The organism is Amycolatopsis saalfeldensis (assembly GCF_900110575.1).
In the GTDB taxonomy this organism is placed as follows: Bacteria; Actinomycetota; Actinomycetes; order Mycobacteriales; family Pseudonocardiaceae; genus Amycolatopsis; species Amycolatopsis saalfeldensis.
This window is the reverse complement of record NZ_FOEF01000018.1, coordinates 100,563-124,516: the sequence shown is the minus strand read 5'-3', so window position 1 is coordinate 124,516 and position 23,954 is coordinate 100,563. Positions and strand designations below refer to the sequence as shown.

Below are 23,954 nucleotides of genomic sequence, written 5' to 3'. Positions count from 1 at the left end.
GCGTACCGATAACATCCGCGGCGTGCCCGACCAAGCCACCGACGAAGAGCCGGACGCGGCTCCCCGCACGCTGACCCCAGCCGAGCGGATAGTGCCCAGCTGGACCGACCCGCTGGCGGCCGCGGCGACGAGACCGCTGGGCGGCCCCTTGGGCGAGCACGCCGCGATCGGCAGGCACTGGTTCTGGTCACCGCAGCGCGTCGGCCTCGCGGTCGCGATGCTGGCACTGGTCCTGTGCTGGTTCGGCAAGGCCTCGTGCATCCAGCAGTACACCGACTCCAGCGGCACCAACCAGCTCGACTGGCGGGCCGGGCGCCCGTTCGTCGCGATGTGCTACTCCGACATCGTCCCGCTCTACAGCTCCGAGCGGCTGAACGACCCGCACACGTTCCCGTACGTCTCCTCGTGGAAAGAGGACACGCAGACCGCGGAAAACCAGACCCGGTACATGGAGTACCCGGTGGTCAGCGGGCTCTTCCAGTGGGTCAACGCGAAACTGGCGGCGGGTTGGCTCTCGCTCGCCGACTCCGGCTGGCTGCCCGGCGCGCTGCCGGTGGCGATCTACTTCGACATCTCCGCGTTCTGGCTCGCGCTCGCCTGGCTGGTCACGGTCTGGGCGACCGGCCGCACGATGAAACGCCGGCCGTGGGACGCGTTGCTGGTGGCGGCCTCGCCGCTGGTGCTGGTGCACGCGTTCACGAACTTCGACGCCATCGCCACGGCGTTCACCGCCGCCGGCCTGCTCGCCTGGTCACGCCGTCGCCCGGAGGTGGCCGGCGTGCTGCTCGGCCTCGGCGCGGCCACGAAGCTGTACCCGCTGTTCCTGCTCGGCGTGCTCTTCGTGCTCTGCCTGCGCGCGGGGAAACTGCGCGCGTGGGGGAGAACGGCGCTGTTCACCGTGCTCGCCTGGCTGGTCGTGAACGTCCCGTTCATCCTCGTCGCGACCCGCGGCTGGTGGGAGTTCTTCCGGCTCAACACCCTGCGGCCGATGGACCCGGATTCGCTCTACAACGCCTTCTCCTACGCCACCGGCTGGACCGGCTTCGACGGCGTACTCCAAAAAGGACAGACGCCGACCTGGCTCAACATCGTGGTCGCGGTGCTGTTCCTGGCCTGCTGCGCGGGCATCGCGTACATCGGGCTGACCGCCCCACGCCGGCCGCGGCTCGGGCAGCTCGCCTTCCTGGTGGTGGCGGCGTTCCTGCTGACGAACAAGGTGTGGAGCCCGCAGTACTCGCTCTGGCTGGTGCCGCTGGCGGTGCTCGCGATCCCGCGCTGGCGCCTGCTGCTCGGCTGGATGGTGCTCGACGCGCTGGTCTGGGCGCCGCGGATGTTCTACTACCTCGGCACTGACCACAAAGGACTGCCGGAGGGCTGGTTCCTCGGCACGGTGGTCGTGCGCGACCTCGCCGTGATCGGGCTGTGCGTGCTGGTGATCCGCGAGATCTACCGGCCACGCACCGACCTCGTCCGCCTCTCCGGCGACGACGACCCGGCCGGCGGCGTCCTGGAACGCACGCGCGACCGCGTCCGGCTGCCGGGGTTCCGCGGCCGCCCGTCGAGGGCCGCGCACGCGGCGCCCCGGCGCGCCGAAAGCCCGTGACGGGTCGCCTCAGCCGACCTGCTTGCGCAGGTAGGCGATGTCCGCGGCCTGCCCGTCACCCGGGGTCTCGACCACCACGGGGGCGCCGGCCTGGCGCACGACCTCGACGAGCACCTCGGGGTCGATCGTGCCGTCGCCCTCGACCACGTTGGCGTGCCGGTCGCGGTTGGAGCCGAACTCGTCGCGGGAGTTGTTGAGGTGCACCAGGTCGATCCGGCCGGTGATGGCCTTGACCTTCTCGACGGCGTCGGCCAGGTCCCAGCCCGCGGCGTAGGCGTGGCAGGTGTCGAAGCAGAAGCCCGCGCCGAACTCGCCGACCTTGTCCCAGAGCCGCGCGATCACGTCGAGCTCGCGGGTCATCGCGTTCTCGCCGCCCGCGGTGTTCTCGATCAGGATCGGCACGGCGAAGCCGCCCTTTTCGGCTTCGCGCTCGAAGAGCTTGCGCCAGTTGGCCAAACCGTCCTCGACGTCGTCGCCGGCGGTGACGTGACCGCCGTGCACGATGAGCCCCTTCGCGCCGATCTCGGCCGCGCCGGCCGCGTGCTGCGTGACGTTCTTACGGGATGGGATGCGAATGCGGTTGTTCAGCGACGCGACGTTGATCAAATAGGGCGCGTGGATGAACACCTCGACGGGTGCCGCCTTGATCGCTTCGCCGTGCGGATGCGGCTTCGGCGCCTTCCATCCTTGCGGGTCAGACAGGAAAAACTGGACGACCTCGGCTTCTCGCTCGGCGACGGCGGCGAGCGGATCGTCGTCTCGGACATGAGCGCCAATCTTCATGCGAGCACGCTACCCCCGAGTGAATCCGCACCGGAGGGCCCAGTTCGTCACGCTCGTGGAGTACCGTGAGCGCGTTCCGTGATCCAGTCTGGGGCCGTCGGAGGGCTTGTATGGGGAAGAACGCCGCCCGGATCACCGCGTTGGGGATCGCCGCCGCGGTACCGGTCCTGTCCGCCGCGATCGCCCTCCCGGCGACAGCCGCCGCGGACACCAGCCCCACCATCAGCGGCAGTTGCCCGGCCACCCTGCAGAACGGCAAGACCGGCCAGGGCCTGACCGTCGACGCGGGCGCCCCGCTCAACGCCCCGAACCGCCTCACCGTCGGCCTCGACTCGAAGTCGAAGCAGGCCGACGGCCAGAACAACCTGCTGAACCTGCCGGTCGGCGACGTCGCCCGCACCCTCGGCGCCGGCGAGCTCCCGCTGGTCGGCGACGCGGCGAGCAACACCGTCTGCCCGGTGGTGCAGAACACGGCCAACGGCGTCGGCAACACCACGCAGGCGCTGATCGGCGGCGTCCAGGGCGCGCTGCCCAAGCCTCCGGGCAGCCCTGGCCCCGGACAGCCGGGCCCGGGTCAACCTGGTCCTGGCCAGCCCGGCCCGGGCGGCCCGAACCCCGGCGGCGGCAGCCTCGAGCCGGTGGCCACCGGCCCCGGCGACGTGCTGGCCGGCCTCGACTCCATCTCCGGCGTGTTCACCAACGCCGCGATGCTGCCCGCCAGCTTCGTCCAGGCGCCGGTGATCACCCAGGTCATCCCCGGCAAGGTGCCGACGGACCAGCCCCCGACGGTCGACGAGAAGAAGTCCGGCAGCGCGCAGGCCCTGCCCGCCGTGGCGCCGCCGGCGAAGCTGCCGATGCTGATCGCAGTGCTCGCGCTGGCGATCGTCGCCGCGGCGCTGGTGCGCGCCTGGCTGCGCCGCAAGCCCGCCTGACCCCGCCCTGCTCACCACGAGTGACGCCCGCTTCCACCCGAATGCCTGACATCGGTGGCTGAGCGGGCGTCACTCGTTTTCGTTACCGTCGTTGTCCTGGGGAGAGAAGCTCCACGGGATGCGGCGAAGGGGTCGGCGACCATGCAGCATCGGACACGGAGGGCCACCGCGGTGGGGGCCGCCGCCTTCGTTCTGGCGGGGTCGGCCGTTTTCGCCGCGCCCGGCACCGCCTCGGCGGACACCGTCACCGCGAAATGCGGGGACACCGTCACGGTCAAGCCCGGTGACGTCGTTTCCACGCCCTTCGGTTTGAAGACCGTGACGGACGGCGTGACCAGCCTCGTCGGCGGGCTGCTCGGCGGGCTGTGCCAGGTCACCGTGAAGGTGGTCGACACGGTCGTCGCGCCGGTCCCGGTGCTCGGCGCCCCGGCCGCGAGTGCGCTCAACCAGACGGTCCAGGGCACCACCAACGGACTGAGCAAGACCACCGGCGACCTCGGTAGCGCGCTCAGCGGGGGCAAGCCCGCACCGCAGAGCCCCGGCCCCGGCGGCAGCCCGCAACAGCCGCCGAACAGTGGTGCCCCGCAAGGTGGCGCGCCCGCCGGTCAAAGCCCCATTCCGGAGTCGAACAGCCCGCTGCTGCCGTCGTCCGGCGGTGGTGCCGGCTCGCTGTCGACGTTGTTCCCGAACTTCACCAGCCTGCCCTTCGGCTACAGCACCGGTTACGCGCCGATGCGCGACTACAGCGGCATCCCGATGGCGATGGCCGGCCTGTTCACCCCGTCTCCCGCGCTTCGGTACGGCAGCCAGATCCCGGGTTACCAGCCGCAGTACGGCCTCTCGAACCCGGCCGGGCCGGGTTCGGGCAGCGCGAGCGTGCAGAACGCCGGGCAGGCCGAGGCGCTACCGACCGACGGCAACTCTCACACGAACGGGTTGGACTGGCCCATGCTGGTCGCCGTTCTGGCACTCTCCGGAGTCAGCGCGGGCCTGGTGCGGACCTGGGTGCTCCGCCGAATGGCCGCTTCTGTTTAGGCCGACTCGCCAGTATCTTTTGCAGGTCCCGGTCGTTATTCCTGTGACAATGGCCGACGCCCCGGACCTCTGGAGGAAAGTGCTCGTGCGGAAGACCCCCACCTGGCAGAGAACCCGTCGAGCACTCACTGTCACCGCTCTGGCCGCCCTGGTGACGGGCGGCGCGTTCCTCGGCTCCGGCACCGCCTCGGCGGCGACCACGCTGGCCGGCACCTGCAAGGGCTCGGTGAGCGGCAGCATGGGCGACAGCGTCGCGCTGCCGGGCTCCTCGGTGAAGGACGTCGTCCGCCAGGCCGCGCAGGAGCAGGTCGGCCTGTTCAACTTCCTCACCGTGTGGCCGGACGCGCTGGCGAACACCATCGCCGGCAAGGGAAACCTCGAAGTCGGGCAGATCCCGCAGTCCGCGGGCGGCACCATCGCCGGCGACGCGATCGGCACCGTCGTGTCCACCGCGCTGAAGGGCTCGAGCGGCCTCGGCCTCACCAGCGGCACCCAGAACCAGGTGCTGACCGCGATCAAGAACAAGGTCGCGTCGGCCTGCGCGCTGACCACGCTCGCCACGAACTACACCGCGCCGTCGTCCTCGGCGCCGAGCAGCAGCCCGTCGAACGGCTCGTCCTCGAACCCGGGCACCGGCGGCTCCCCGCTCGCCAACCTGGTCCCGGGCAGCAACGGCGGCACCGCCCCGCAGCGCGACTACAACGGCATCCCCACCGCGACGCCGGGCACGGCGATCGCCCCCGGCATCCGCTACCCGGCCAACGGCGCCCTCCCCGGTGACGCCTCGGCCCCGCAGCTCGGCGGTCAGAACAGCGAGGGCCAGGGCCCGGACATCCGCAACGCCGGCAACGCCGAGTCGCTGGCGACCCCGGGCAGCGCGAACGACGTCCAGCTGCCGATGCTGCTCGCGGTGATCGTGCTCGCCGGCGTGACGGCCGGGCTGGTCCGCACCTGGGTGCTGCGCCGGGCCGCCTGACGCTGCCTGCGCGACCCGCCGCGCGGGACTGTCGGTGCCCCCGAGTACGCTTACCTGGACAAACCCTCCTGCCACGGACAGTCCGTGGCCGCGAGCCCATAGGAGGTGAGTGGTTATGTCACGCCATTACGAGGTAATGGTCATCCTGGACCCCACGCTCGACGAGCGCACGGTGGCCCCGACACTGGACAACTTCCTCAACGTGATCCGCACTTCGGGCGGAAGCGTCGAGAAGGTTGACGTCTGGGGACGTCGTCGCCTTTCGTACGAGATCAAGAAGCACGCCGAGGGCATCTACGCGCTGCTGGACCTGAACTCCGACGCGGACGCCGTCAAGGAGCTCGACCGCCAGCTGTCGCTGCAGGAGACCGTGCTGCGCACGAAGGTCATGCGCCGCGAGGTCAAGCGCGCCGCGGCCAAGCCCGCTGCTGCTGCTGTTGCGGCTGCGCCCGCTGCCGCCAAGGCCTGATCCGAAGGGACGCCACCCGTGGCTGGAGACACCGTCATCACGGTGATCGGGAACCTGACTTCCGACCCGGAGCTGCGCTTCACCCCGTCCGGTGCGGCGGTCGCGAACTTCACCGTCGCGTCCACCCCGCGCACCCTCGACCGCCAGTCGGGCGAGTGGAAGGACGGCGAGGCGCTGTTCCTGCGCTGCAACATCTGGCGCCAGGCGGCGGAGAACGTCGCCGAGTCGCTGACCCGCGGTGCCCGCGTGGTCGTGCAGGGCCGGCTCAAGCAGCGGTCCTTCGAGACCAAGGAAGGCGAGAAGCGCACCGTCGTCGAGCTCGAAGTCGACGAAATCGGGCCCTCGCTGCGCTACGCCACGGCGAAGGTCAACAAGGTCAGCCGCGGTGGCGGTGGCGGCGGTGACTTCGGCGGCGGCGGTGGCGGCGGCTTCAACGGCGGTGGCGGCGGTGGCGGCAACCGCGGTGGCGGAGGCGGCGCGCCCGCCGACGACCCGTGGGGCTCCGCGCCCCCCGCAGGTGGCGGCGGCGGCGGTTTCGCCGACGAGCCCCCGTTCTGATCTCGTATTTCATTACCCAAGATTTGATTCCAGGAGACCACAGTGGCCAAGCCACCCATCCGTAAGCCCAAGAAGAAGGTCTGCGTTTTCTGCAAGGCCGAGAAGAAGGGCCGCCCGGAGACGATCGACTACAAGGACACCAACCTGCTGCGGAAGTACATCTCCGACCGCGGCAAGATCCGTGCCCGTCGCGTCACCGGCAACTGCAGCCAGCACCAGCGGGACATCGCCATCGCGGTGAAGAACTCGCGCGAGATGGCCCTGCTTCCCTACACCTCGACTGCCCGCTGAGGAGGCTCGTCATGGCGAAGATCATTCTCACCACGGACGTGGCGAACCTCGGCGGCCCCGGCGACATCGTCGAGGTCAAGGACGGCTACGCCCGCAACTACCTGCTGCCCCGCGGCTACGCGATCGCGTCCAGCAAGGGTGCCGAGAAGAACGTGCGCACCATCAAGCGCGCACAGGAGTCCCGGCGCATCCGCGACCTCGACCACGCCAAGGAAATCAAGGCGACGCTCGAGGGTCTCGGCGCGATCCCGCTGACCGGCAAGGCGGCGGAGGGCTCGAAGAAGCTCTTCGGCTCCATCACAGCCGGCGAGATCGTCGACGCAATCAAGGCCGCCGGCGGCCCCCTGCTCGACAAGCGCGTCCTGGAACTGCGCGACCACATCAAAACGGTCGGCAAGCACTCCGTCGGCGCCCGCCTCCACCCGGACGTCAAGGTCGACGTTCGCCTCGAGGTCAAGGCCGTCGCGAACTGACGCACTGCTCGTTTCGAAAGCGGGGCGCCCCCAATTTTCGGGGGCGCCCCGCTTTTCGTCGCTCTCCGAAACCAGCGGCGGGCCAAGCCACGCTGCGTTAGCATCCGAGTCGCTTCCGTAGTGAAGGAGACTCTCCGTGCGCATCTCCCGCCCCGTGCAGCTCACCGGCGCCGCCCTCGGCACCCTGTGCGTACTCACCGCCTGCGACGGCTCGACAGCCACTTCACCGCCCTCGACGCCAAGCAGCACTTCAGCGGGCGACGGCCCGAAGGTACCGGCACCACTGCCCACCAAGGCCTTGCTCAGCGATCCGTGCAGCATCCTGACCACCGCGGAAGCGGCCCAGGTCGGCCTGAACTCGCCCGGCAAGAACGACAGCACGAGCACCCTGCCCGGCTGCATGTGGAAGTCCTCGGCGACGGAAGTGAACCAAGTCGGACTGACGGCACTGCCGCAGAACACCGGCGGCATCAGCGACATCTACACCAAGAAGTCGGGCGCTGCGTACTTCGAACCCGTCAACGTCAACGGCTACCCGGGTATCTACACCGACATCCAAGACGCACGCACCCAGGGCAGCTGCACACTCTGGGTCGGCGTCACCGACCAACTCGCGGTCTCCGTCATCCCGAACATCCAGAGCGGCCCGAACAAGACTGACCCCTGCGGTATTGCGAAGAAGTTCGCGACCGCGATGATCACGCACCTGAAGTCGTGATCACCACGAGCCTGAGAGCCTCCGGAGAAGCGGCACCTCATAGGAATGGGGCCAACGCCATCGGCGTCCACCTCGATGTACAGGCTGTCGCGAACTGACGCCTGCTCCACCGTTGAAACGGCGCGCCCTTTCTCCAGGGGACACCCCACTTTGCTGTTATCCGAAACCAGCGCAACACTAGCCACGCTGCGTTAGCATCCGAGTCGCTTCAGTACAGAAGAGGGGACTCTCGTGCGTACCTCCCGCACCGTACAACTCACCGGCGCCATCCTCGGCGCTCTGTGTGTGCTCACCGCCTGCAGCCCCAAGACCGACAGCGGCGACAAACCGTCGGCCGCGCCTAGTCCGACGAGCGCCGACGTCGCCGCGAACCTCAAGGTCTCGGCCCCACTACCGACCGGCGGCCTGCTCTCGAACCCCTGCGCCGTCATCGCGCCCAGCCAGTTCGATGCGCTCAATTTCGCCGGCGCCGGCACGAAGCGGGAACCCGCCAACGGAAGCCTTGCCGCGGACTGCAAGTGGGCCTCCAAGTCGAACGACGGCAACATCGTCTTCATCTCGCCCCTACCGGTCAACAAAAACGGCATCAGCGACATCTACTCCCAGAAGGCGCAGGCCGCGTACTTCGAGCCCGCGACGATTGCCGGGTACCCGGGCGTCTTCACCGATGTGCACGACGGACGCCCTTCGGGGAATTGCAGCCTCTGGGTCGGAGTCACCGACCAACTCGCCGTATCGGTCAACGCCCAGATCTCCTCCGACGACGCCAAATCGAACACCTGCGCCATCGCGCAGAACGTCGCGGAAGCGATGATCAAACATCTCAAGGGCGCGGCCTGACCCCCACCCGGGGCCGCCCCGCTCCCGCGTTCACCCATTCGGGCGCGTAACCAAGCAGCCGGACCGGGCTTTCTCCAGTTTCCGAACCGGGCGCGGGAACCAACCGCGTTGAGTTACCATCCAAGGTGCTGATCTCGCCGGATGGGGAGCGGGAGCCGGTCAAAGGGGGCCACACGCGATGTCCGACATGCCGCCAGTCGCACCGATCATGGTCGGTGGCTACGGGAGCCCCGGCGGCTACGCGTTCAGCGACGACGAGGTCGACTCGGTCATCAAGAAGTGGGAAGACCTCCTCACGGATCTGCGCACCGACCGGATGAAGGCGACCGAGATCGCCGAGGTGCTGCCGCCCGGCGACGAGCCCGCCAGTCGCAACTTCGTCGAGACCGGCGTCAATCCGTCAGGCCAGTCCCTGAAGGACGAGCACCAGGCCATGTACGACTACACCAACAACTACCTCATGGCGCTCCGGGCGGCGAAGAACAAGATCAGCGTCGCCGAGCAGCAGAACCGCGACGCGATGAACCAGACTGGAGCTTGAGCAGCACATGCCGCACCGCACCGTCCGCCTCGCTGCCGGGAGCCTCGCCGTCCTCGGCTTGCTGAGCGCCTGCAGCGGCACAACCGGTGGCGCGAGCGAGCCCCCCGCGAGTCCGACCGGCGCAGCCAGTGCCCCCGGCACCGACCCGAGCCTCAAGGTCCCGGCTCCGCTGTCGACCCAGAAGCTGGTCTCCGACCCGTGCAGTGCGCTCGGCGACGCCGACGCGGCCAAGCTCGGCCTCATCTCGCCGGGCAAGATCGACAACCGGCAACCGGCGAGCTGCAACTGGACCTCGACGCAGTTCCCCGGGAACGGGGTCAGCGTCGCGCCGATGACCCAGAACAAGAACGGGCTCGGCGACATCTACGCGCAGAAGGCGCAACAGGCCTACTTCGAGCCGGCCACGGTTCAGGGCTATCCGGCGGTATATGCGGACAAGAGCGACGACCGCCCGAGCGGCACCTGTTTCGCCTGGGTCGGAGTCACCGACCAGCTGGCCGTTTCGGTCGGCGGGGTATTCGGCACCGGAAAGAACAAAAACGACCCGTGTGGGTTCCTGGGAACTGTCGCGACCGCGATGGTCGATCATCTCAAGGCAGCAGCGTGACCACCGCGCAGCTCGTGTCAGCTCGAAAGGAAGTGGCTCATCATGGGGAATGACGCCAATAACAACACGGGTCAGCTCCTGAAGGACGGGGCGGCCGGGGCGGTTGTCGGCGGCATGATCGGCGGACCGGTCGGTGCCGTGGTCGGCGGCGTCGGCGGCGTTGTGGTCGGCGGCCTGGTCAGCATGTTCAGCGGCGGGCCGACCGCCCAGCAGCAGTCGGCCAACGTGGGTGGTCAGTCGATCGACGCCGTCGCGATCTACAAGAAGATCAGCACCGGCAACACCAGCTCGATCGACGGTGGCATCAGCGCGGCCAAGGACCTCGAAACGGTCCACACCGACCGGGTCGGCAAGATCGACGCGTTGAACGGCGCGATGGACGGTGCCTGGCAGGGCAACAGTGCAGCCGCGGCGCAAGCCGGCGGGCACGCGCTCAGCATCTGGCACGACGACTCGGCGAAGAACCTCCAGACGAGTCACACCTTCCTCGGCAATCAGAAGGACAGCTTCCACACCGTCCAGGGTCAGGTGCACGAGCTCCCCGACTCGCCGCCGAAGATGGGCTTCTGGGACCACGCGCCCTGGAGCGACAAAGACGACGAGATCAACAAGTACAACGACAACAGCAAGGCCAACGTCCAGGCGTACACCGCGTACTACTCCTCCAGCGCCCAGAACGCCGGTGGAATGCCGACGTACAACGTCTGGAAGGGCAACAACATCTCCGACGGCACCGGGAATCCCAACAGCATTTCCGGCGGCGGGGGCGGCGGCCACTTCGGCAGTGGGGGCGGCGGTGGTGGGGGCGGCAGCTTCAACCCCAACACGAAGGTGCCCACGTTCAATCCGAACGTGCCCACCACTCCGCACGGGACCCTGCCGAACGTGCCCACCCACGACCCGAGTTCCACCAACCTGCCCAACTTCCCGAACGACCACACGTCGGCGTCCAGCTACGTGCCGCCGTCGGTCGACCCGAGCACGTTCAACCCGAGCGGCTTCGGGCCTGGCGGAGGCGGGGGCGCCGGTGGCGGTTTCGGACCCGGCGGCGGGGGCGCCGGGTCCGGTGTCGGATCGGCGGCCTTCGGACCGGGCGGGTTCGGCGGCGGGTTCGGGCCGGGCGGAGCCGGCTCCGGGGCGGCAGCCGGAGGTGCCGGAGAAGCAGCCGGCGGCATGCGCGGCGGGGCCATGGGCGCCGGCGCGGCGGGCAAGGCCGGTTCGTCCGGGATGGGTGGTATGGGTGGTGGCCGCGGCGGCGGCAAGAAGGGCGAGGAGGACCAGGAGCACCAGACCAAGTACCTGGTGGAAGAGGACAACAACGAACTCTTCGGCTCCGACCAGCTGACGGTGCCGCCCGTGATCGGTGAATGAGGCCTGACGAAGTGATCACTCTCGACGGGCCAGTGACTCTCACCGTGTACGCCCTGTCCAACCTGATCAGGCGGCGCGGTGGCGAGCCGCACCAGATCATCGCCGAAACCGGGGCGTTCTACGAGCCGGGGGCCGAGCGCAAGCTCGACCAGGAGGTCAACGCGGCGCTGACCAAGGCCGGGCTGATGGGGCCGCGGGGGATGGACCGCGATCTGCTGGCGTTGATCGAGTCCCTCTCCCAGCCGCACCTCGAGTACTACGGGTGGTTCGACGGGCAGTTCGGGGACGGCAGCCCCGCCAACTTCGGTGCGTTGGTCGGCAGTGGCAATGGCGGCGGCTTCGGCCTGGTCCGGGTCACCGACCAGCCACACGTGACGGTCACCCGGCAGCGGCCGGACCTGCTGCTGGAGACCTTCCTCGACATCGTCCCGGCAGGCCGGGCCGCTCCCGGGCAGCCGATTGTGACCAGCCGTAAGGAGTTCGAGAGCGGGCGCTCAGCCGCGTCGGAGGACACGGCACAGCGGTCGATCATGCAGAACGGGCCGGGGCGCGCCGAGCCGGCCTCGCCGCTCAAGGAGATGCAGCGCGTCTTCGCCGCACCGCGCACCGGCGGCGGGACCCTCTACGTCGCAACGCGGCCCCACGGCGGACGGCGCCGGCGGATCCCCATGCCGATCAACTTCATCGACACCAACGAAGGCCGCTGGCTGATGGAGGAGCGACCCGGCCGGGAGTCGCTGCTCGTCTTCACCCCCGGGTCGCGGCAAGCGATATCGGAGCGGCTGCGGTCCGCGCAGAGCGCCTTGGGCTGACCTGACGCACTACGCCGGGTGGGGTTTCCGCCGTGCCAAGTCGACATGGCCGGGGGGTGAACCCCACCCGGTTTTCGTGTCTGGTGTGGTCGGCGGGGGTCCTACCTGCGGCTTCTCGCTCATCGGTTACACAGCGGAGTGGGAGGGCCGGCGGTGCCGCGCCTCGTCGTCCGTTCAGCCCACCGTGTCATGGCTCTACGCTCCGTAGCATTCATCCACAGGCGGCTGAACCGGGCCGGCCGCGACACGCCGAACGACGCGCCGGGCGCGACACGCCGGACGAGTTTCGACAAAGTTCTCCACAGTCTCTGCACAGGGCTTGACCTGCGGGTTTATCCAAGCCGATCAGCCTTGTCCCCAACTTGTCCACAGCGTTACGGCTGCCTGTGACTGGTTGCCCCCAGTCATCCACAAGTTGTCCACAGGACGGTCAACACCCGGAATTGCATTGCTCCTAATGAGGGATCTAGCGTGCGCTGTCGCCCAGTACTCACGGTGGTGCCCGGCGTGGCAGTCCACTGGCGGGAGGGACGCCGTACATCATCAGGAGGGGTTCGGCGGGCGACTGGGAAAGCCGGGGAGGATCCGGCATAATCGAACTGGTGTTCGCATGACTCGGGTTGCGTGACGCGGGCCGGTGCCGGGCAGTTCGACACATGACCTGTTCGAGAAGTGAAGCGTGAGCCGGCCGGGGTGCGGTCGGCCGAGGAGGTGTCCGGGGCGGTGGCGCTGACCGACGACCGCGGTCCGACGTACGCGGAGTCCGACCCGGGCCCGAGCGACCCCGGGTCCGGCGGCTTCGACCGCCAGCCGCCGCAGGATCTCGCGGCCGAGCAGTCGGTGCTGGGCGGCATGCTGCTGTCGAAGGACGCGATCGCCGACGTCATCGAGGCGCTCGGCCCCGGCGACTTCTACCGGCCCGCGCACCAGGCGGTGTACGACTGCATCCTCGACCTCTACGGCCGCGGCGAGCCCGCCGACCCGATCACGGTGTCGGCCGAGCTGGAGCGGCGGGGCGAGCTGGGCCGCGTCGGCGGCGCGCCGTACCTGCACACGCTGATCGCGACCGTCCCCACCGCGGCCAACGCCGGCTACTACGCCGAGATCGTCTCCGAGAAGGCGGTGCTGCGCCGGCTCGTCGAGGCGGGCACGCGAATCGTGCAGTACGGCTACGGCGCGGCGGCCGCCGACGGCGCCAACATCGACGAGGTCGTCGACCGCGCGCAGGCCGCGATCTACGACGTCACCGAGCGGCGCACGAGCGAGGACTACGTCGCTCTCGAAGACCTGCTGCAGCCGACCATGGACGAGATCGACGCGATCGCCTCCCGCGGCGGGCAGTCGCAGGGCATCCCGACCGGGTTCGCCGACTTCGACGAGCTGACGAACGGCCTGCACCCCGGCCAGATGATCATCGTCGCGGCCCGTCCCGGTGTCGGCAAGTCGACACTCGGCCTGGACTTCGTCCGCTCCGCGTCCATCAAGCACGGACTGACCAGCGTCATCTTCTCGCTGGAAATGAGCCGCACCGAGATCGTCATGCGCATGCTCTCGGCCGAGGCCAAGATCCGCCTCGCCGACATGCGCGGTGGCAAGATGTCCGACGACGACTGGACCCGGCTGGCCCGGCGGATGAGCGAGGTCTCCGAGGCGCCGCTGTTCGTCGACGACTCGCCGAACATGACGATGATGGAGATCCGCGCGAAGGCCCGGCGGCTCAAGCAGCGGCACGACCTCAAGCTCGTGATCGTCGACTACCTGCAGCTGATGACGTCGGGCAAGCGCGTCGAGTCGCGGCAGCAGGAGGTCTCGGAGTTCTCGCGGCAGCTCAAGCTGCTGGCGAAGGAGATCGAGGTACCGGTGATCGCGATCTCCCAGCTGAACCGTGGCCCGGAACAGCGCACCGACAAGAAGCCGATGCTGTCCGACCTGCGTGAGTCCGGCTCGCTGGAGCAGGACGCGGACATCGTCATCCTGATCAACCGCCCGGACGCCTGGGAGCGCGACGACCCGCGCGCCGGCGAGGCGGACCTGATCCTGGCGAAGCACCGTGCCGGCCCGACCAGCACGATCGTCGTCGCGCACCAGCTGCACTACAGCCGCTTCGTCGACCTCGCGCACGACTGACGGCGGGCGTCAAGTTCACGAAACACTCGACCGACGACCTAGCCGTCGAGCTCAGACTCGTCCACGACGCTGTCGCCTCCGTGATCCAGGAAGCGTGATGCCATTCTGCCGCGGCATCCCGACGAGCGATCGTGGCTGGAATCTTCAGCAGGAGCGGAGTGCCTTGTATTGGCTGGTGACCGAGTCCCCCGCCATCGTGGAAGCCGCAAGCCAACTGAGCTCCTACGAAGTCGATGAGCCGTTACAGCCACGACCGGTGTGGTCAAACAAGATCAACATGTCAGGCGAGATGAGAACCCAGAGACGTCAGTCCTTTTCGAGCTGATCGGCGAGGTCGGCCAGGCCGTCGGCGTGCCAGTCGAACCGGTCTGAGGAGGCCGGCGGGTCGCCGACGGGGCGGGCGACGTAGGCAGTGCGGAAGCCGAGGGCCTGCGCGCCGCGCAGGTCCCACGCGTGGGCGGCGACCATCACCAGCCGCTCCGGCGGGACTCCGGAAACGGTGACGGCCAGCCGGTAGACCGCCGGGGCCGGCTTGTACGTCCGGGCCTCTTCAGCGGACAGGGCCTGGTGCCAGCGCAGTCCGGCGTAAGCGTTGAGTCCCAGCAGCGCGGTCCGGCTCGCGTTCGAGAGGCCGATCAGCGGGAACCGCTCGGCGAGCCGGGCGAGCCCGGCCACTGTGTCGGGCCACGGTGGGAGCCGGCGACCCGAGCGAGCCAGCGCTGCCACCGCGGCCGGGTCGTCGACCCCGGCCTCGGCGGCGACGAGCCGGGCCGCTTCCTCGTCGAGGACGTCGCTGGGAACGTAAGGCCGGCGGCCGGCGAGGCAACGCTGTTGCTCGCTCTCGATGTGCTGCTGCCACACCAGCAAAAGCTGCTCGACCCGGGCGTCGTCGAGCGACGGGTCGAGGTCCCGGATGCCGGCGCGGAGGCCGGCGGGTTCGTCGACGAGCGTGCCGAGCACGTCGAACACAACGGCATCGATGCCTGGCTCCGGCATGGCGAGGTCTCCTGAACAGGGGGCGCATTTTCAACTGAAGCGACTGCCAGCCGAACGTAGCGAACTACGCGAGCCGCGGCCGGGGAATATCGCGGGACTGGCCGACGTCACGTATCGTTGTAGTTGAAGTTTCAAATATTGGAGGCAACGATGGCGCGAACGCCGGTCCTGTACCTCAGCCACGGCGCGCCGCCGCTCGCCGACGACGCCACGTGGACCCGGCAGCTGGCGGGCTGGTCCGCGAACCTGCCGCGGCCGAAGGCGATCCTGATCGTCTCGGCGCACTGGGAAGAGGCGCCGTTGACGCTCGGGGCGACCACCACCGTCCCGCTGGTCTACGACTTCTGGGGCTTCGAAGACCGCTACTACCAGGTCGAGTACGCCGCACCCGGCGCGCCTGAGCTGGCCCGCCAGGTCCGGAAGTTGTTGCACTCCACCACAACGCCGGTGCACGACGCGCCGGAGCGCGGTTTGGACCACGGCGCGTACGTGCCGCTCGTCGAGATGTACCCCGGCGCCGACATCCCGGTGCTGCAGATCTCGATGCCGTCGCTCGACCCGCAGGCGCTCTTCGACGTCGGCCGCAAGCTCGCACCGCTGCGTGACGAAGGCGTGCTGATCATCGGCAGCGGCTTCTTCACGCACAACCTCAGCGCCCTGCGCCAGGTCGACGGCACCGGAGGAACGCCGCCGCAGTGGTCCGCCGAGTTCGACCAGTGGGGCGACGAGGTGCTGCGCGCCGGCGACGTCGACGCGCTGCTCGACTTCCGGCACAAGGCCCCGGCCGCCGCCGTGGCGCACCCGCGGATCGAGCACTTCGCACCGCTGTTCGTCTCGCTCGGCGCCAGTTCCGCCGAGGGCTCGGGCCGCACCGTCATCGACGGGTTCTGGTACGGCCTCGCCAAGCGCTCACTCGAATTTTCCTGAGCGGACAAGGAAACGGGCCCGGAAGCTGGCTGCTTCCGGGCCCGTTTCAGTACTGGCTAGTTGTTCACTTCTTGAAGAAGCCGGTCACCTTCGCGGCCAGCTTCTGGATCGCACCCAGCGGGGACGAGTCCATCCCGGCCAGCGCCGGAACCTGCGCGGCCGGCAGGCCCGCAGTGGGCAGGCCCGCGGTCGGCAGCGCCGGCAGGCCCGCGGTGGGCAGACCCGCGGTCGGCAGCGCCGGCAGGCCGGCGGTCGGGAGACCGGCGGTCGGCAGGGCCGAGACAACGGGCAGCGCCGGCAGGGCGGGCAGACCGGCGGTCGGCACCTGGGCCGGCATCGTGGTCGGCACACCCGGCAGGGCGGGCACGCCCGGCAGGGCCGGGAGCGCCGTCACGGCGGGCAGCTGGTTCAGCGTCGGCAGCGAAGCCTTCACCGGCAGCTGGGTCGGCAGCTGCGGCAGGGTCGAGGCGTCGGACCGGCCGGGGGTGCCGGGCAGCGCCGGGACCCCGGGCAGGGCCGGAACCCCGGCCAGCTTCGGCAGACCCGGCAGCGCCGGCGCGTGCACGCCGTTGCCGAGACCGGTCACCGACGGGAGCGCACCCGCGCCCTTGAGCTGCTGCAGCTGCTCCAGCGCCGAGAGCCCGCTGATCTGCGGCAGGTCGGCGCGCTCCGCACCCGGGACGGGCAGCATGGACATCGCCGGCAGCTGCGGCAGGGCCGGCATCGCGGCACCGCTGGGCAGCGCCGGGAGGCCCTGCGACAGGTCCGGCAGCGCCGGCAGCTGGTCAGCGGCCATCTCGTTGCCGAGCGGCGTGTCGAGCGACGGCTCCGTCACCTCGGTGGAGTCGGTCCCCTCCGAGGTCGCGGTGCCCAGCAGCGCCAGCGGCACCCCGTAGACGGGCACGGTGACCGGCAGGTGGTGGTAGAAGTCGTAGCCGGACAGCGCGCTGCCGTCACCATCGGTGGTGGGGGTGCCCCCGTTGGTGGCGGTGATCATGTTGTCGCCGACGGCGTGCGAAACACCGGCACCGGTGACCGAGTCGGCCACGGCGTACGGCACCGCGCTGACCGGGAGGTCGAGGATGTTGCCCGAGACCGAGCCCTCGACGCCCGACGTGGTGTCGTCGCCGGCGTTGGTGATGGCCTGGCTGTTGGTGCTGTCGGCCGAAGCCACACCCGCCGCCGAGACCGCGTCGGCCACGACCGGCACCGTCGCCAGCGGGTCGGCGCCGACGACGTTGCCGGCGACCGCGCCCGCGTCACCGTTGGTCAGGACGCTGCCGCCCGCCACCGAGGTGACGTCGTTGGAGCCGTCGCCGTGGCCGAGTGCCGCGCCCCCGACCCCGGTGCCCGAGGGGCTGACCGCGCCCGCGATCGGCGCCTTCACGATGTTGCCCGCGATGCCGCCGGCCTTGCCGTCGGTGCTGGCGTTGCCGCCCGCCTTCGAGTCGGTCAGGTTGTCCGACGAACCGGTGCCGATGCCGGCGACCGCGCCACCGAGGCCGTGGCCCTGCACCGGCAGCGAGACCGGGGCCTCGACGATGTTGCCCGCACCGGCGCCGCCGGGGCCGGTGGCGTTCACGTCGGAGCCGGCGCCCGAGGTGGTGTCGCTCGAGGCCTTGCCGTGGCCCTGGCCCACGAACGCGCCGCCGATGCCGAACAGCTGCACCGGGGTCGACACCGGGACGGTGCCGAGGTTCGAGCTCAGGAAGCCGTTGTCGTCAGCGGTGTTGCCGCCGCCGCCGCCCTGGACCACCTTGGTCTCGTGCGCTTCGGCCGAGCCCTGGCCGATGAACGAGCCACCGACGCCGAAGACCTCGGCGGGCACGCCGACCGGCACCTGGACGATGTTGCCCGAGCCCGAGGAGTCGGTGCCCTGGCTGCCGTCGTAGCCACCGGCCGTGACGGTCTTGTCCTCGTTGGCCGTGCCCGACGCGTTGCCGATGTGGCTGGCGCCGATGCCGTAGACCTCGGGCGCGCCCGCGGCCTGGGTGTTGACGACGTTGCCGCCGAGCACGGTGCCGTTGCCACGCGTGTAGCTGCCGTTGCCGGCGTTCGCGTTGACGGTGTTGTCGCACGCGGCGTGGGAGTTGCCGATGTAGGTCGCGCCGACGCCGCAGACGTCGACCGGGAGCGCCACGGCGGGGTCGACCACGTTGGCCGCGCCGGCCGCGTTGTCACCGGAGGTCTTGACGAAGCCGCCCGAGTCCACCGTGCTGGAGGTCGCGCCGGCCGTGCTGTCACGGTCGATGGCCTGGCCGGTGGTGGCGTTGCCGATCCACGAGCCGGCCACGTTGGCCACGTCGGCGACCGGGCTGAGCTGCGCCGCGGCGGCGTTGCCGGCCAGGAACGAGTTGTCCCCGCCGGTCTCGATGTAGGTCGGCGTGCCGGACAGGCTGCCCGGGCGCTTGTCGCCGGCCTTCGCGTCGGCCGAGGAGTTCGACGCCGTGTCGGCGTCCGAGCCCCACACGCCACCGGCGTTGCCGTTGAACTTCACCGGCAGTGCGATGGGGGCGCCCACCACGTTGCCCGTGCCGGCGCCGCCCTTGCCCTCACTGAGGATGGACCCGCCGGAGGTGGCGGAGGTGTCGGCGGCGTACGAGCTGTAGGCGTTGCCGAGCAGGTACGAGATCGCGTTGCCGGTCACCTGGACCGGGGTGGCGAACTGGCCCGCGACGACGTTGCCGGACAGGCCGGAGCCCTTGCCGGTGGTGTCGATGTTGCCGGTCTCGGACGCGCTCTGGTAGGCCGAGCCGCCGTGCACCGCGCCGCTGCCGCCAGCCACGCCGACGCCGTTGCCGGCGAGCTGCACCGGCAGCGCCCAGTCGAGGGCCACGACGTTGCCCGCGAGCCCGGAGTCCTTGCCGGAGGTCGCGATGTCCTGGTTGTGCGAGTAGTTCTGCTCGTGCGAGGTGCCGTCGACCTTCGCGTCGCCGATGACGCCGACCGCGTTGTCCACGATCTGGATCGGCACGACCAGGTCGCCCGAGACCTTGTTGCCCTTGACCGCGTCGTGGGTCGGCGTGAGGTCACGCGGCCCGTCGGCCTTGGGCAGGCTGTCCGTCAGGTCGCCGGCGCCGGCAGGCGACTTCGCCGAAGCGAGCGCGTCCTTGACGGCGGAGGTGACCGGCTTGGTGCTCAGCTCGTTCTGGAACGCCGGAACGTCGTACTGGCCGAGCGGCGTGCCGATCGCGTTGTTCGACGTGTCGATCGGGACGGTGACGTTCAGGTCGAGCGGGGAGGCCGGGGTGTCAGGGTTGACGTTTTCGTCGGCCGAGGCGATGCCGGTGCCCAGCATCAGCAACCCACCCGTGACCAACGCGGTCTGGAGTCCGCGCTTTGCCCAGGTCTGCATGGGGTTTTTCTCCTTCATTTCGGGTTCCCTTGCGGGCTTGTGGGGGTGCGCTCGTGCGAGCTCGCACAGTGAGGAGCGCACCGGAGGGGGTGGTGCGGCGGCGGGCGCGAGAAGTGCGCACGCGAGAAACCCGCGGGTTCGGTCGGTGACGCCGAGCCGGCACGCGAAAAGGCGCTTGGCTTCAGGGCGCGTCAACGACCCCGCGGGTGAGGTGAATCAGTCGGGAGTGACGCCGGGCTGCTCGCCCGGGCTGAGCGGCGTGTGCCGCACGCCGGCGCGGGTCGAACCCGCCACGGCGTTGTCGACGGCCGCGGAGACCCACGAGGGGACGCCGAAGTTCAGCACGTCGAGGTGGCCACCGGGAGCGGTCGTGCCGCCGCCGGGGGCAGTCGGGATGCTCGGGGGCGCCATCGGGAGCTGACCCGGGCTGAACGGTGCCGGCGGCAGGTTGTGGTGGTCCCTGTGGTGCGAGGAGGCACCGAGGCCGTCGGCCGGGGCGTCGGTGCGCGCGAGGCCCGCGAGCGGGAACATCGCGCGCAGGGCGCCGGGGGTGGAAACCGCGGCTGCGCCGAGGTTCTGCGCCGGGTCACCGGTGATGCCGGTGGCGGCGGAGTCGGGGGCGGGCTCGAGCGGCGAGGCCGGGAGCTCGGGCAGGTCGACCAGCTTGCCGTGCCGGTCCGGGTCGAGCAGGCCCCAGACCTTGCTGCCGAAGTCCGGTGTCCCGGGCGACGGGGCGACGGTCTGCTCGATGACCTGGCGGGTGTCCTCCGGCTTGCGCGCGATGTGCTCGGCCGCGCCGAGGGTGCGCTGCACCGGGTGGAGGACGGCCTCCTGGCCGAGGTCGGCGACGGCGTCGCTGACCCGGCCGGAAACCTCGTGGTCGGCGGTGGTCCGGACCTGCTCGGTGTGCGGGCCGCCGATATGGTCACGCGGGTCGAGCGGGCAGATCGGCCGCGAGGTGCCGGGCTCCGACCACGTGGTGGCGTCCTGCTCGCAGGCGGTCACGCTGGTGACCGTGCCGACCGCGGCACCGGCGATGTCGCCGGTGAAGCTCGAGACGCCGTGGGTGACGTCGCCGAGGTTGGCGACCGTGGCGTCGGTGACCGGGGTGACGCTGACGGTTCCGGTGTCGGCCGAGGCGGCCGAGGCGGAAACGGCCCACGCGGCGGCGGTGGCGGCCAGGGCGCCACCGAGCACGAGGAGCGCACGCGAAGCGAGACGACCGGCGCGCATCGCGCCTCGTCCCTCGTTCGCCGCGTCCTTCACTCGTGCTTCTCCTCAACTGGGTCCTGCCGGCTGGTTGCGGAACCGAGACAACCAGCAGCCACCGCCGCAGCGCACCCTTGACACGGCTTGATGCCACCATCGTGTGAACAACACAGTGTGTGTTCGATTCTCACGAAAAGTGATCGGAACTGGCGGGGCCCGGTTACTCCGGAGTCGCTCTGTCAAGCGGCCTATCAGGCGAAGCGTGGAACGCGCCGATGCCCGGACGACTCCGTTTCGCCCGGAATTGTCGGTGGGACCGATACGGTTGATCTCGTGAGCCAGCCTGGGCGCGAACAGCGCGAACAACCGTTTCTCACCAACGAGTCCGACGTGACCGGTCTGATCCCGCGCGGCCTGCGTGTCGGGGCGGCGCTGGCGTGGCGGTTCATCGTCGTGATCGCCGCGCTGTACGCGGTCGTCTGGCTGATGGGCTACCTCTCCGCGGTGGTCATCCCGGTCTCGATCGCGCTGCTGCTCTCGGCGCTGATGGCGCCGGCCGTGGCGAAGCTGGTGGCCTGGCGGTTCCCGCGCGGGCTGGCGACGGGGATCGTGCTGATCGCCGGGCTGGCCGTGCTGGGCGGGCTGCTCACGTTCGTCATCACGCAGTTCTCCAGCGGGCTCCCGCAGCTGCAGCAGCAGCTCAACAACAGCCTGAACCAGATCAAGGACTGGCTGATCAACGGGCCGCTGCACCTGCGCCAGGAGCAGATCCAGGACTTCATCAACCAGGCCATCGGCTTCATCCAGAACAACCAGTCGTCGCTCACCACCACGGCGCTGACCACGGCGGGCACGATCGGCGAGATCCTCACCGGGTTCGTGCTCACGCTGTTCGTCACGATCTTCTTCCTGGCCGGCGGTGACAACATCTACTCGTTCCTGGTGCGCGGCGTGCCGGCGCGGGTGCGCCGCCGGGTCGACGTCGCCGGGCGGCGCGGGTTCGCGTCGCTGGTCAGCTACATCCGCGCGACGGCCGCGGTGGCGGTGGTCGACGCGGTGGGCATCGGCATCGGCCTGTGGATCGTCGGCGTGCCGCTGGTGATCCCGCTGGCGACGCTGGTGTTCCTCGGCGCGTTCATCCCGATCATCGGCGCAGTGCTGGCCGGCGGGGTCGCGGTGCTGATCGCGCTGGTCACCAAGAGCTTCATCGGCGCCGTCATCGTGCTGGCCATCGTGATCGGCGTGATGCAGCTGGAGAGCCACATCCTGCAGCCGCTGCTGCTCGGGCGCGCCGTGCGGCTGCACCCGCTGGCCGTGGTGCTGGCGATCGCCACCGGGCTGGTGGCCGCGGGGATCGCGGGCGCGCTGCTCGCCGTGCCGCTGCTCGCCGTGCTGAACGCGGGCATCCGCTCACTGCTGCACGAACACGACCCGGATCCGGCGACCGTCGACGCGCTGCACTCCAAAGCCGCTCAGCCCAACGACGCGAAACCCGACGAGGCCGATGCCGAGAAGGACAACGAAAAGAAGTGACCTCGCCGGCCACCCGTGACCCGGCGACCCCGCTGTGGCGCGGGGTCGTGCTGCTGCGCGTGCTCACCTGGTTGTTCGCGCTGGCCGTGGTCATCGGGCACCGCGCCGAGTTCGAACGGCCGTGGCTCGCGTGGGCGGTGGTCGCCGCGATGGGTGTGTGGTCGCTGGCCACGAGCGTCGCGTACTGGCGCGCGTCGAGCCGGTGGAGCTGGCTGGTGGTGCTGGACGTCGTGGTCACCACGGCGCTGATGCTCACGTCGCCGCTGATCCTGTCCCCCGAGCAGTACGCGGCGGCGACCCCGCTGATCACCACGGTGTGGGCGGCCGCCGGGCCGCTGGCGGCGGCGACGCGGTTCGGGGCGGGCGGCGGGGTGCTGGCCGGGCTCGTGGTCGCCGTCGGCACCGGCTTCGCGCGGGAGAAGCTGGACCTCGACGTCGCCCGCGACGGTGTGCTGCTGTGCGCGAGCGGGCTGCTGATCGGCATGGCGGCGACAACGGCACGGCGTTCCGCCGAAGCACTCGCGCGTGCGTTGCGCACCGAAGCCGCCACGGCGGAGCGAGAGCGGCTCGCGCGCTCGATCCACGACAGCGTGCTCCAGGTCCTCGCGCGCGTACGGCGGCGCGGCCTCGAAGTCGGTGGTGAAGCGGCGGAGCTGGCGAAATTGGCTGGGGAGCAAGAGATCGCGTTGCGCGCGCTCGTCACGACGGAGCCGACGTGGGCGAGCGCGGGCGGTGGCGACGGCTTCTCGGACCTGCGGTCGGCGTTGCAGCTGCTGGCCACGCCGTCGGTGCAGGTGTCGACGCCCGCGGGCACCGTCGACCTGGCGGCGCACGTCACCGAGGAGCTGGTGTCCGTCACGCGCGAGGCACTGTCCAATGTAGAAAAACACGCGGGGCCGGACGCGCACGCGTGGGTCCTGCTGGAGGACCTCGGCACGGAGGTGGTCGTGAGCATCCGCGACGACGGCCCCGGAATCCCCGCCGGGCGATTGGAACGCGCGGCGCGCCTGGGGCATCTGGGTGTGGTGGAGTCGATCAGGGGGAGGGTGCGCGATCTCGGCGGGACCGCGACCCTGGAGACCGGTCCGGGCACCGGCACGGAGTGGGAAGTGCGGGTGCCGAGCGCGACGAGGGGCGAGAGATGACGGACGGCACGATCTCGGTGATGGTCGTCGACGACCATCCGATCTGGCGCGACGGGGTGGCGCGCGACCTGGCCGAAAACGGCTTCGACGTGCGGGCCACCGCGGCCGACGCGCCCGCGGCCGTCCGGATCGCGCGCACCGTCCGGCCCTCGGTGGTGCTGATGGACCTCAACCTCGGCGGCACGTCCGGGGTGGAGGCGACGCGCGAGATCACGGCGGCGCTGCCGGAGACGAAGGTGCTGGTGCTCTCGGCCAGCGGCGAGCACAGCGACGTGCTGGAGGCGGTGAAGGCGGGCGCGTCCGGCTATCTGGTGAAGTCGGCCTCGGTGGTGGAGCTGGTGGACGCCGTCCACCGCACGGCCGCCGGCGACCCGGTGTTCACGGCGGGCCTGGCCGGTCTGGTGCTGGGCGAGTACCGGCGGATGGCCGACGCGCCCGAAGGCGGCGCCGAGCCGCCGCGCCTGACCGAACGTGAGACGGACGTGCTGCGGCTCGTCGCGAAGGGGCTCACCGCGCGCCAGATCGCGGAGCGGCTGGTCCTCTCGCACCGGACCGTGGAGAACCACGTGCAGTCGACGCTGCGGAAGCTCCAGCTGCACAACCGCGTGGAGCTGGCGCGATACGCGATCGAGCACGGGCTCGACGAAGACTGA

General features: G+C 70.3%; 23 protein-coding genes. 19 read left to right on the top strand and 4 right to left on the bottom strand.

Going from position 1 to position 23,954, the window contains the following annotated elements; genetic code table 11:
- The first annotated feature begins 22 nt into the window (after window positions 1–22).
- Window positions 23–1,603 (top strand): glycosyltransferase family 87 protein, encoded by a 1,581-nt coding sequence (locus tag BMY97_RS32890; RefSeq protein ID WP_091624619.1) that lies wholly within the window; start codon window positions 23–25, stop codon window positions 1,601–1,603.
- 9 nt (window positions 1,604–1,612) lie between these two features.
- On the opposite strand, the gene BMY97_RS32885 is transcribed toward BMY97_RS32890, so the two are convergent.
- Window positions 1,613–2,386, bottom strand: coding sequence for a deoxyribonuclease IV (locus tag BMY97_RS32885; protein WP_091624617.1), 774 nt, complete (start codon window positions 2,384–2,386; stop codon window positions 1,613–1,615).
- 110 nt (window positions 2,387–2,496) lie between these two features.
- On the opposite strand from BMY97_RS32885, the gene BMY97_RS47320 reads away from it, so the two are divergent.
- The 14 genes from BMY97_RS47320 (at window position 2,497) to dnaB (ending at window position 14,136) form a co-directional block, all read left to right on the top strand.
- Window positions 2,497–3,318, top strand: a complete 822-nt coding sequence (locus BMY97_RS47320) for a hypothetical protein (protein ID WP_091624614.1) — start codon at window positions 2,497–2,499, stop codon at window positions 3,316–3,318.
- Window positions 3,319–3,459: 141 nt separating this feature from the next.
- Window positions 3,460–4,353, top strand: a complete 894-nt coding sequence (locus tag BMY97_RS32875; protein WP_177231651.1) for a hypothetical protein — start codon at window positions 3,460–3,462, stop codon at window positions 4,351–4,353.
- A 79-nt stretch (window positions 4,354–4,432) separates the two neighbouring features.
- A complete protein-coding gene (locus BMY97_RS32870; RefSeq protein ID WP_091624609.1) occupies window positions 4,433–5,329 on the top strand; it encodes a hypothetical protein in 897 nt (298 codons plus the stop codon).
- A 115-nt stretch (window positions 5,330–5,444) separates the two neighbouring features.
- The gene (rpsF, locus tag BMY97_RS32865; RefSeq protein WP_091624606.1) at window positions 5,445–5,798 is read left to right on the top strand and encodes a 30S ribosomal protein S6; all 354 of its coding nucleotides are present in this window, start codon (window positions 5,445–5,447) and stop codon (window positions 5,796–5,798) included.
- 18 nt (window positions 5,799–5,816) lie between these two features.
- The gene (locus tag BMY97_RS32860) at window positions 5,817–6,356 is read left to right on the top strand and encodes a single-stranded DNA-binding protein (RefSeq protein ID WP_091624603.1); all 540 of its coding nucleotides are present in this window, start codon (window positions 5,817–5,819) and stop codon (window positions 6,354–6,356) included.
- 42 nt (window positions 6,357–6,398) lie between these two features.
- A complete protein-coding gene (gene rpsR / locus BMY97_RS32855; RefSeq protein WP_009085242.1) occupies window positions 6,399–6,647 on the top strand; it encodes a 30S ribosomal protein S18 in 249 nt (82 codons plus the stop codon).
- An 11-nt stretch (window positions 6,648–6,658) separates the two neighbouring features.
- Window positions 6,659–7,120 carry a 50S ribosomal protein L9 gene (rplI, locus tag BMY97_RS32850; protein ID WP_091624600.1) on the top strand — a complete coding sequence of 154 codons (462 nt, stop codon included), beginning with the start codon at window positions 6,659–6,661 and terminating at the stop codon, window positions 7,118–7,120.
- A 136-nt stretch (window positions 7,121–7,256) separates the two neighbouring features.
- Window positions 7,257–7,838 (top strand): DUF3558 domain-containing protein, encoded by a 582-nt coding sequence (locus BMY97_RS32845; protein WP_091624598.1) that lies wholly within the window; start codon window positions 7,257–7,259, stop codon window positions 7,836–7,838.
- Between the two features lie 231 nt (window positions 7,839–8,069).
- Window positions 8,070–8,678, top strand: coding sequence for a DUF3558 domain-containing protein (locus tag BMY97_RS32840; protein ID WP_091624595.1), 609 nt, complete (start codon window positions 8,070–8,072; stop codon window positions 8,676–8,678).
- A 187-nt stretch (window positions 8,679–8,865) separates the two neighbouring features.
- The gene (locus BMY97_RS32835) at window positions 8,866–9,219 is read left to right on the top strand and encodes a hypothetical protein (RefSeq protein ID WP_245787618.1); all 354 of its coding nucleotides are present in this window, start codon (window positions 8,866–8,868) and stop codon (window positions 9,217–9,219) included.
- Window positions 9,220–9,226: 7 nt separating this feature from the next.
- Window positions 9,227–9,826: a DUF3558 domain-containing protein gene (locus tag BMY97_RS32830; RefSeq protein ID WP_091624591.1), complete on the top strand. Its 600-nt coding sequence runs from the start codon at window positions 9,227–9,229 to the stop codon at window positions 9,824–9,826.
- A 42-nt stretch (window positions 9,827–9,868) separates the two neighbouring features.
- Window positions 9,869–11,197, top strand: coding sequence for a hypothetical protein (locus BMY97_RS47315; protein WP_177231650.1), 1,329 nt, complete (start codon window positions 9,869–9,871; stop codon window positions 11,195–11,197).
- Between the two features lie 32 nt (window positions 11,198–11,229).
- On the top strand, window positions 11,230–12,009 hold the full coding sequence (locus tag BMY97_RS32810) for an ESX secretion-associated protein EspG (protein WP_245787617.1): 780 nt from the start codon (window positions 11,230–11,232) through the stop codon (window positions 12,007–12,009).
- 723 nt (window positions 12,010–12,732) lie between these two features.
- Entirely contained in the window at window positions 12,733–14,136 is a 1,404-nt protein-coding gene (dnaB, locus tag BMY97_RS32805; RefSeq protein WP_091624876.1) for a replicative DNA helicase, read from the top strand.
- Between the two features lie 306 nt (window positions 14,137–14,442).
- On the opposite strand, the gene BMY97_RS32800 is transcribed toward dnaB, so the two are convergent.
- Window positions 14,443–15,132 (bottom strand): haloacid dehalogenase type II, encoded by a 690-nt coding sequence (locus BMY97_RS32800; protein ID WP_091624582.1) that lies wholly within the window; start codon window positions 15,130–15,132, stop codon window positions 14,443–14,445.
- A gap of 150 nt (window positions 15,133–15,282) precedes the next feature.
- Between BMY97_RS32800 and BMY97_RS32795 the strand changes: the two genes are divergently transcribed.
- On the top strand, window positions 15,283–16,059 hold the full coding sequence (locus BMY97_RS32795) for a dioxygenase family protein (RefSeq protein ID WP_091624580.1): 777 nt from the start codon (window positions 15,283–15,285) through the stop codon (window positions 16,057–16,059).
- Between the two features lie 64 nt (window positions 16,060–16,123).
- Here BMY97_RS32795 and BMY97_RS32790 read toward each other — a convergent pair whose 3' ends face one another.
- On the bottom strand, window positions 16,124–19,414 hold the full coding sequence (locus BMY97_RS32790) for a beta strand repeat-containing protein (protein ID WP_245787616.1): 3,291 nt from the start codon (window positions 19,412–19,414) through the stop codon (window positions 16,124–16,126).
- Window positions 19,415–19,630: 216 nt separating this feature from the next.
- Complete coding sequence (locus tag BMY97_RS32785; protein WP_143086354.1) at window positions 19,631–20,680, bottom strand: hypothetical protein; 1,050 nt, start codon at window positions 20,678–20,680, stop codon at window positions 19,631–19,633.
- Between the two features lie 276 nt (window positions 20,681–20,956).
- On the opposite strand from BMY97_RS32785, the gene BMY97_RS32780 reads away from it, so the two are divergent.
- The 3 genes from BMY97_RS32780 to BMY97_RS32770 are packed head-to-tail and all read left to right on the top strand — an operon-like array spanning window position 20,957 to window position 23,954.
- Window positions 20,957–22,156, top strand: a complete 1,200-nt coding sequence (locus BMY97_RS32780) for an AI-2E family transporter (RefSeq protein ID WP_091624573.1) — start codon at window positions 20,957–20,959, stop codon at window positions 22,154–22,156.
- Complete coding sequence (gene macS, locus BMY97_RS32775) at window positions 22,153–23,301, top strand: MacS family sensor histidine kinase (protein WP_091624570.1); 1,149 nt, start codon at window positions 22,153–22,155, stop codon at window positions 23,299–23,301. Before BMY97_RS32780 ends, macS begins: the two co-directional genes overlap by 4 nt.
- On the top strand, window positions 23,298–23,954 hold the full coding sequence (locus tag BMY97_RS32770) for a response regulator (RefSeq protein ID WP_091624567.1): 657 nt from the start codon (window positions 23,298–23,300) through the stop codon (window positions 23,952–23,954). The genes macS and BMY97_RS32770 overlap by 4 nt, the downstream gene beginning before the upstream one ends.

What these genes read in the sequence shown, in the direction of transcription:
- BMY97_RS32790 (WP_245787616.1), bottom strand. Translation starts at nt 19,414, where the DNA reads ATGCAGACCTGGGCAAAGCGCGGACTCCAGACCGCGTTGGTCACGGGT.
- rplI (WP_091624600.1), top strand. Translation starts at nt 6,659, where the DNA reads ATGGCGAAGATCATTCTCACCACGGACGTGGCGAACCTCGGCGGCCCC.
- rpsF (WP_091624606.1), top strand. Translation starts at nt 5,445, where the DNA reads ATGTCACGCCATTACGAGGTAATGGTCATCCTGGACCCCACGCTCGAC.
- BMY97_RS32875 (WP_177231651.1), top strand. Translation starts at nt 3,460, where the DNA reads ATGCAGCATCGGACACGGAGGGCCACCGCGGTGGGGGCCGCCGCCTTC.
- BMY97_RS32830 (WP_091624591.1), top strand. Translation starts at nt 9,227, where the DNA reads ATGCCGCACCGCACCGTCCGCCTCGCTGCCGGGAGCCTCGCCGTCCTC.
- BMY97_RS47315 (WP_177231650.1), top strand. Translation starts at nt 9,869, where the DNA reads ATGGGGAATGACGCCAATAACAACACGGGTCAGCTCCTGAAGGACGGG.
- BMY97_RS32795 (WP_091624580.1), top strand. Translation starts at nt 15,283, where the DNA reads ATGGCGCGAACGCCGGTCCTGTACCTCAGCCACGGCGCGCCGCCGCTC.
- BMY97_RS32885 (WP_091624617.1), bottom strand. Translation starts at nt 2,386, where the DNA reads ATGAAGATTGGCGCTCATGTCCGAGACGACGATCCGCTCGCCGCCGTC.
- BMY97_RS32770 (WP_091624567.1), top strand. Translation starts at nt 23,298, where the DNA reads ATGACGGACGGCACGATCTCGGTGATGGTCGTCGACGACCATCCGATC.
- BMY97_RS47320 (WP_091624614.1), top strand. Translation starts at nt 2,497, where the DNA reads ATGGGGAAGAACGCCGCCCGGATCACCGCGTTGGGGATCGCCGCCGCG.
- BMY97_RS32835 (WP_245787618.1), top strand. Translation starts at nt 8,866, where the DNA reads ATGCCGCCAGTCGCACCGATCATGGTCGGTGGCTACGGGAGCCCCGGC.
- BMY97_RS32800 (WP_091624582.1), bottom strand. Translation starts at nt 15,132, where the DNA reads ATGCCGGAGCCAGGCATCGATGCCGTTGTGTTCGACGTGCTCGGCACG.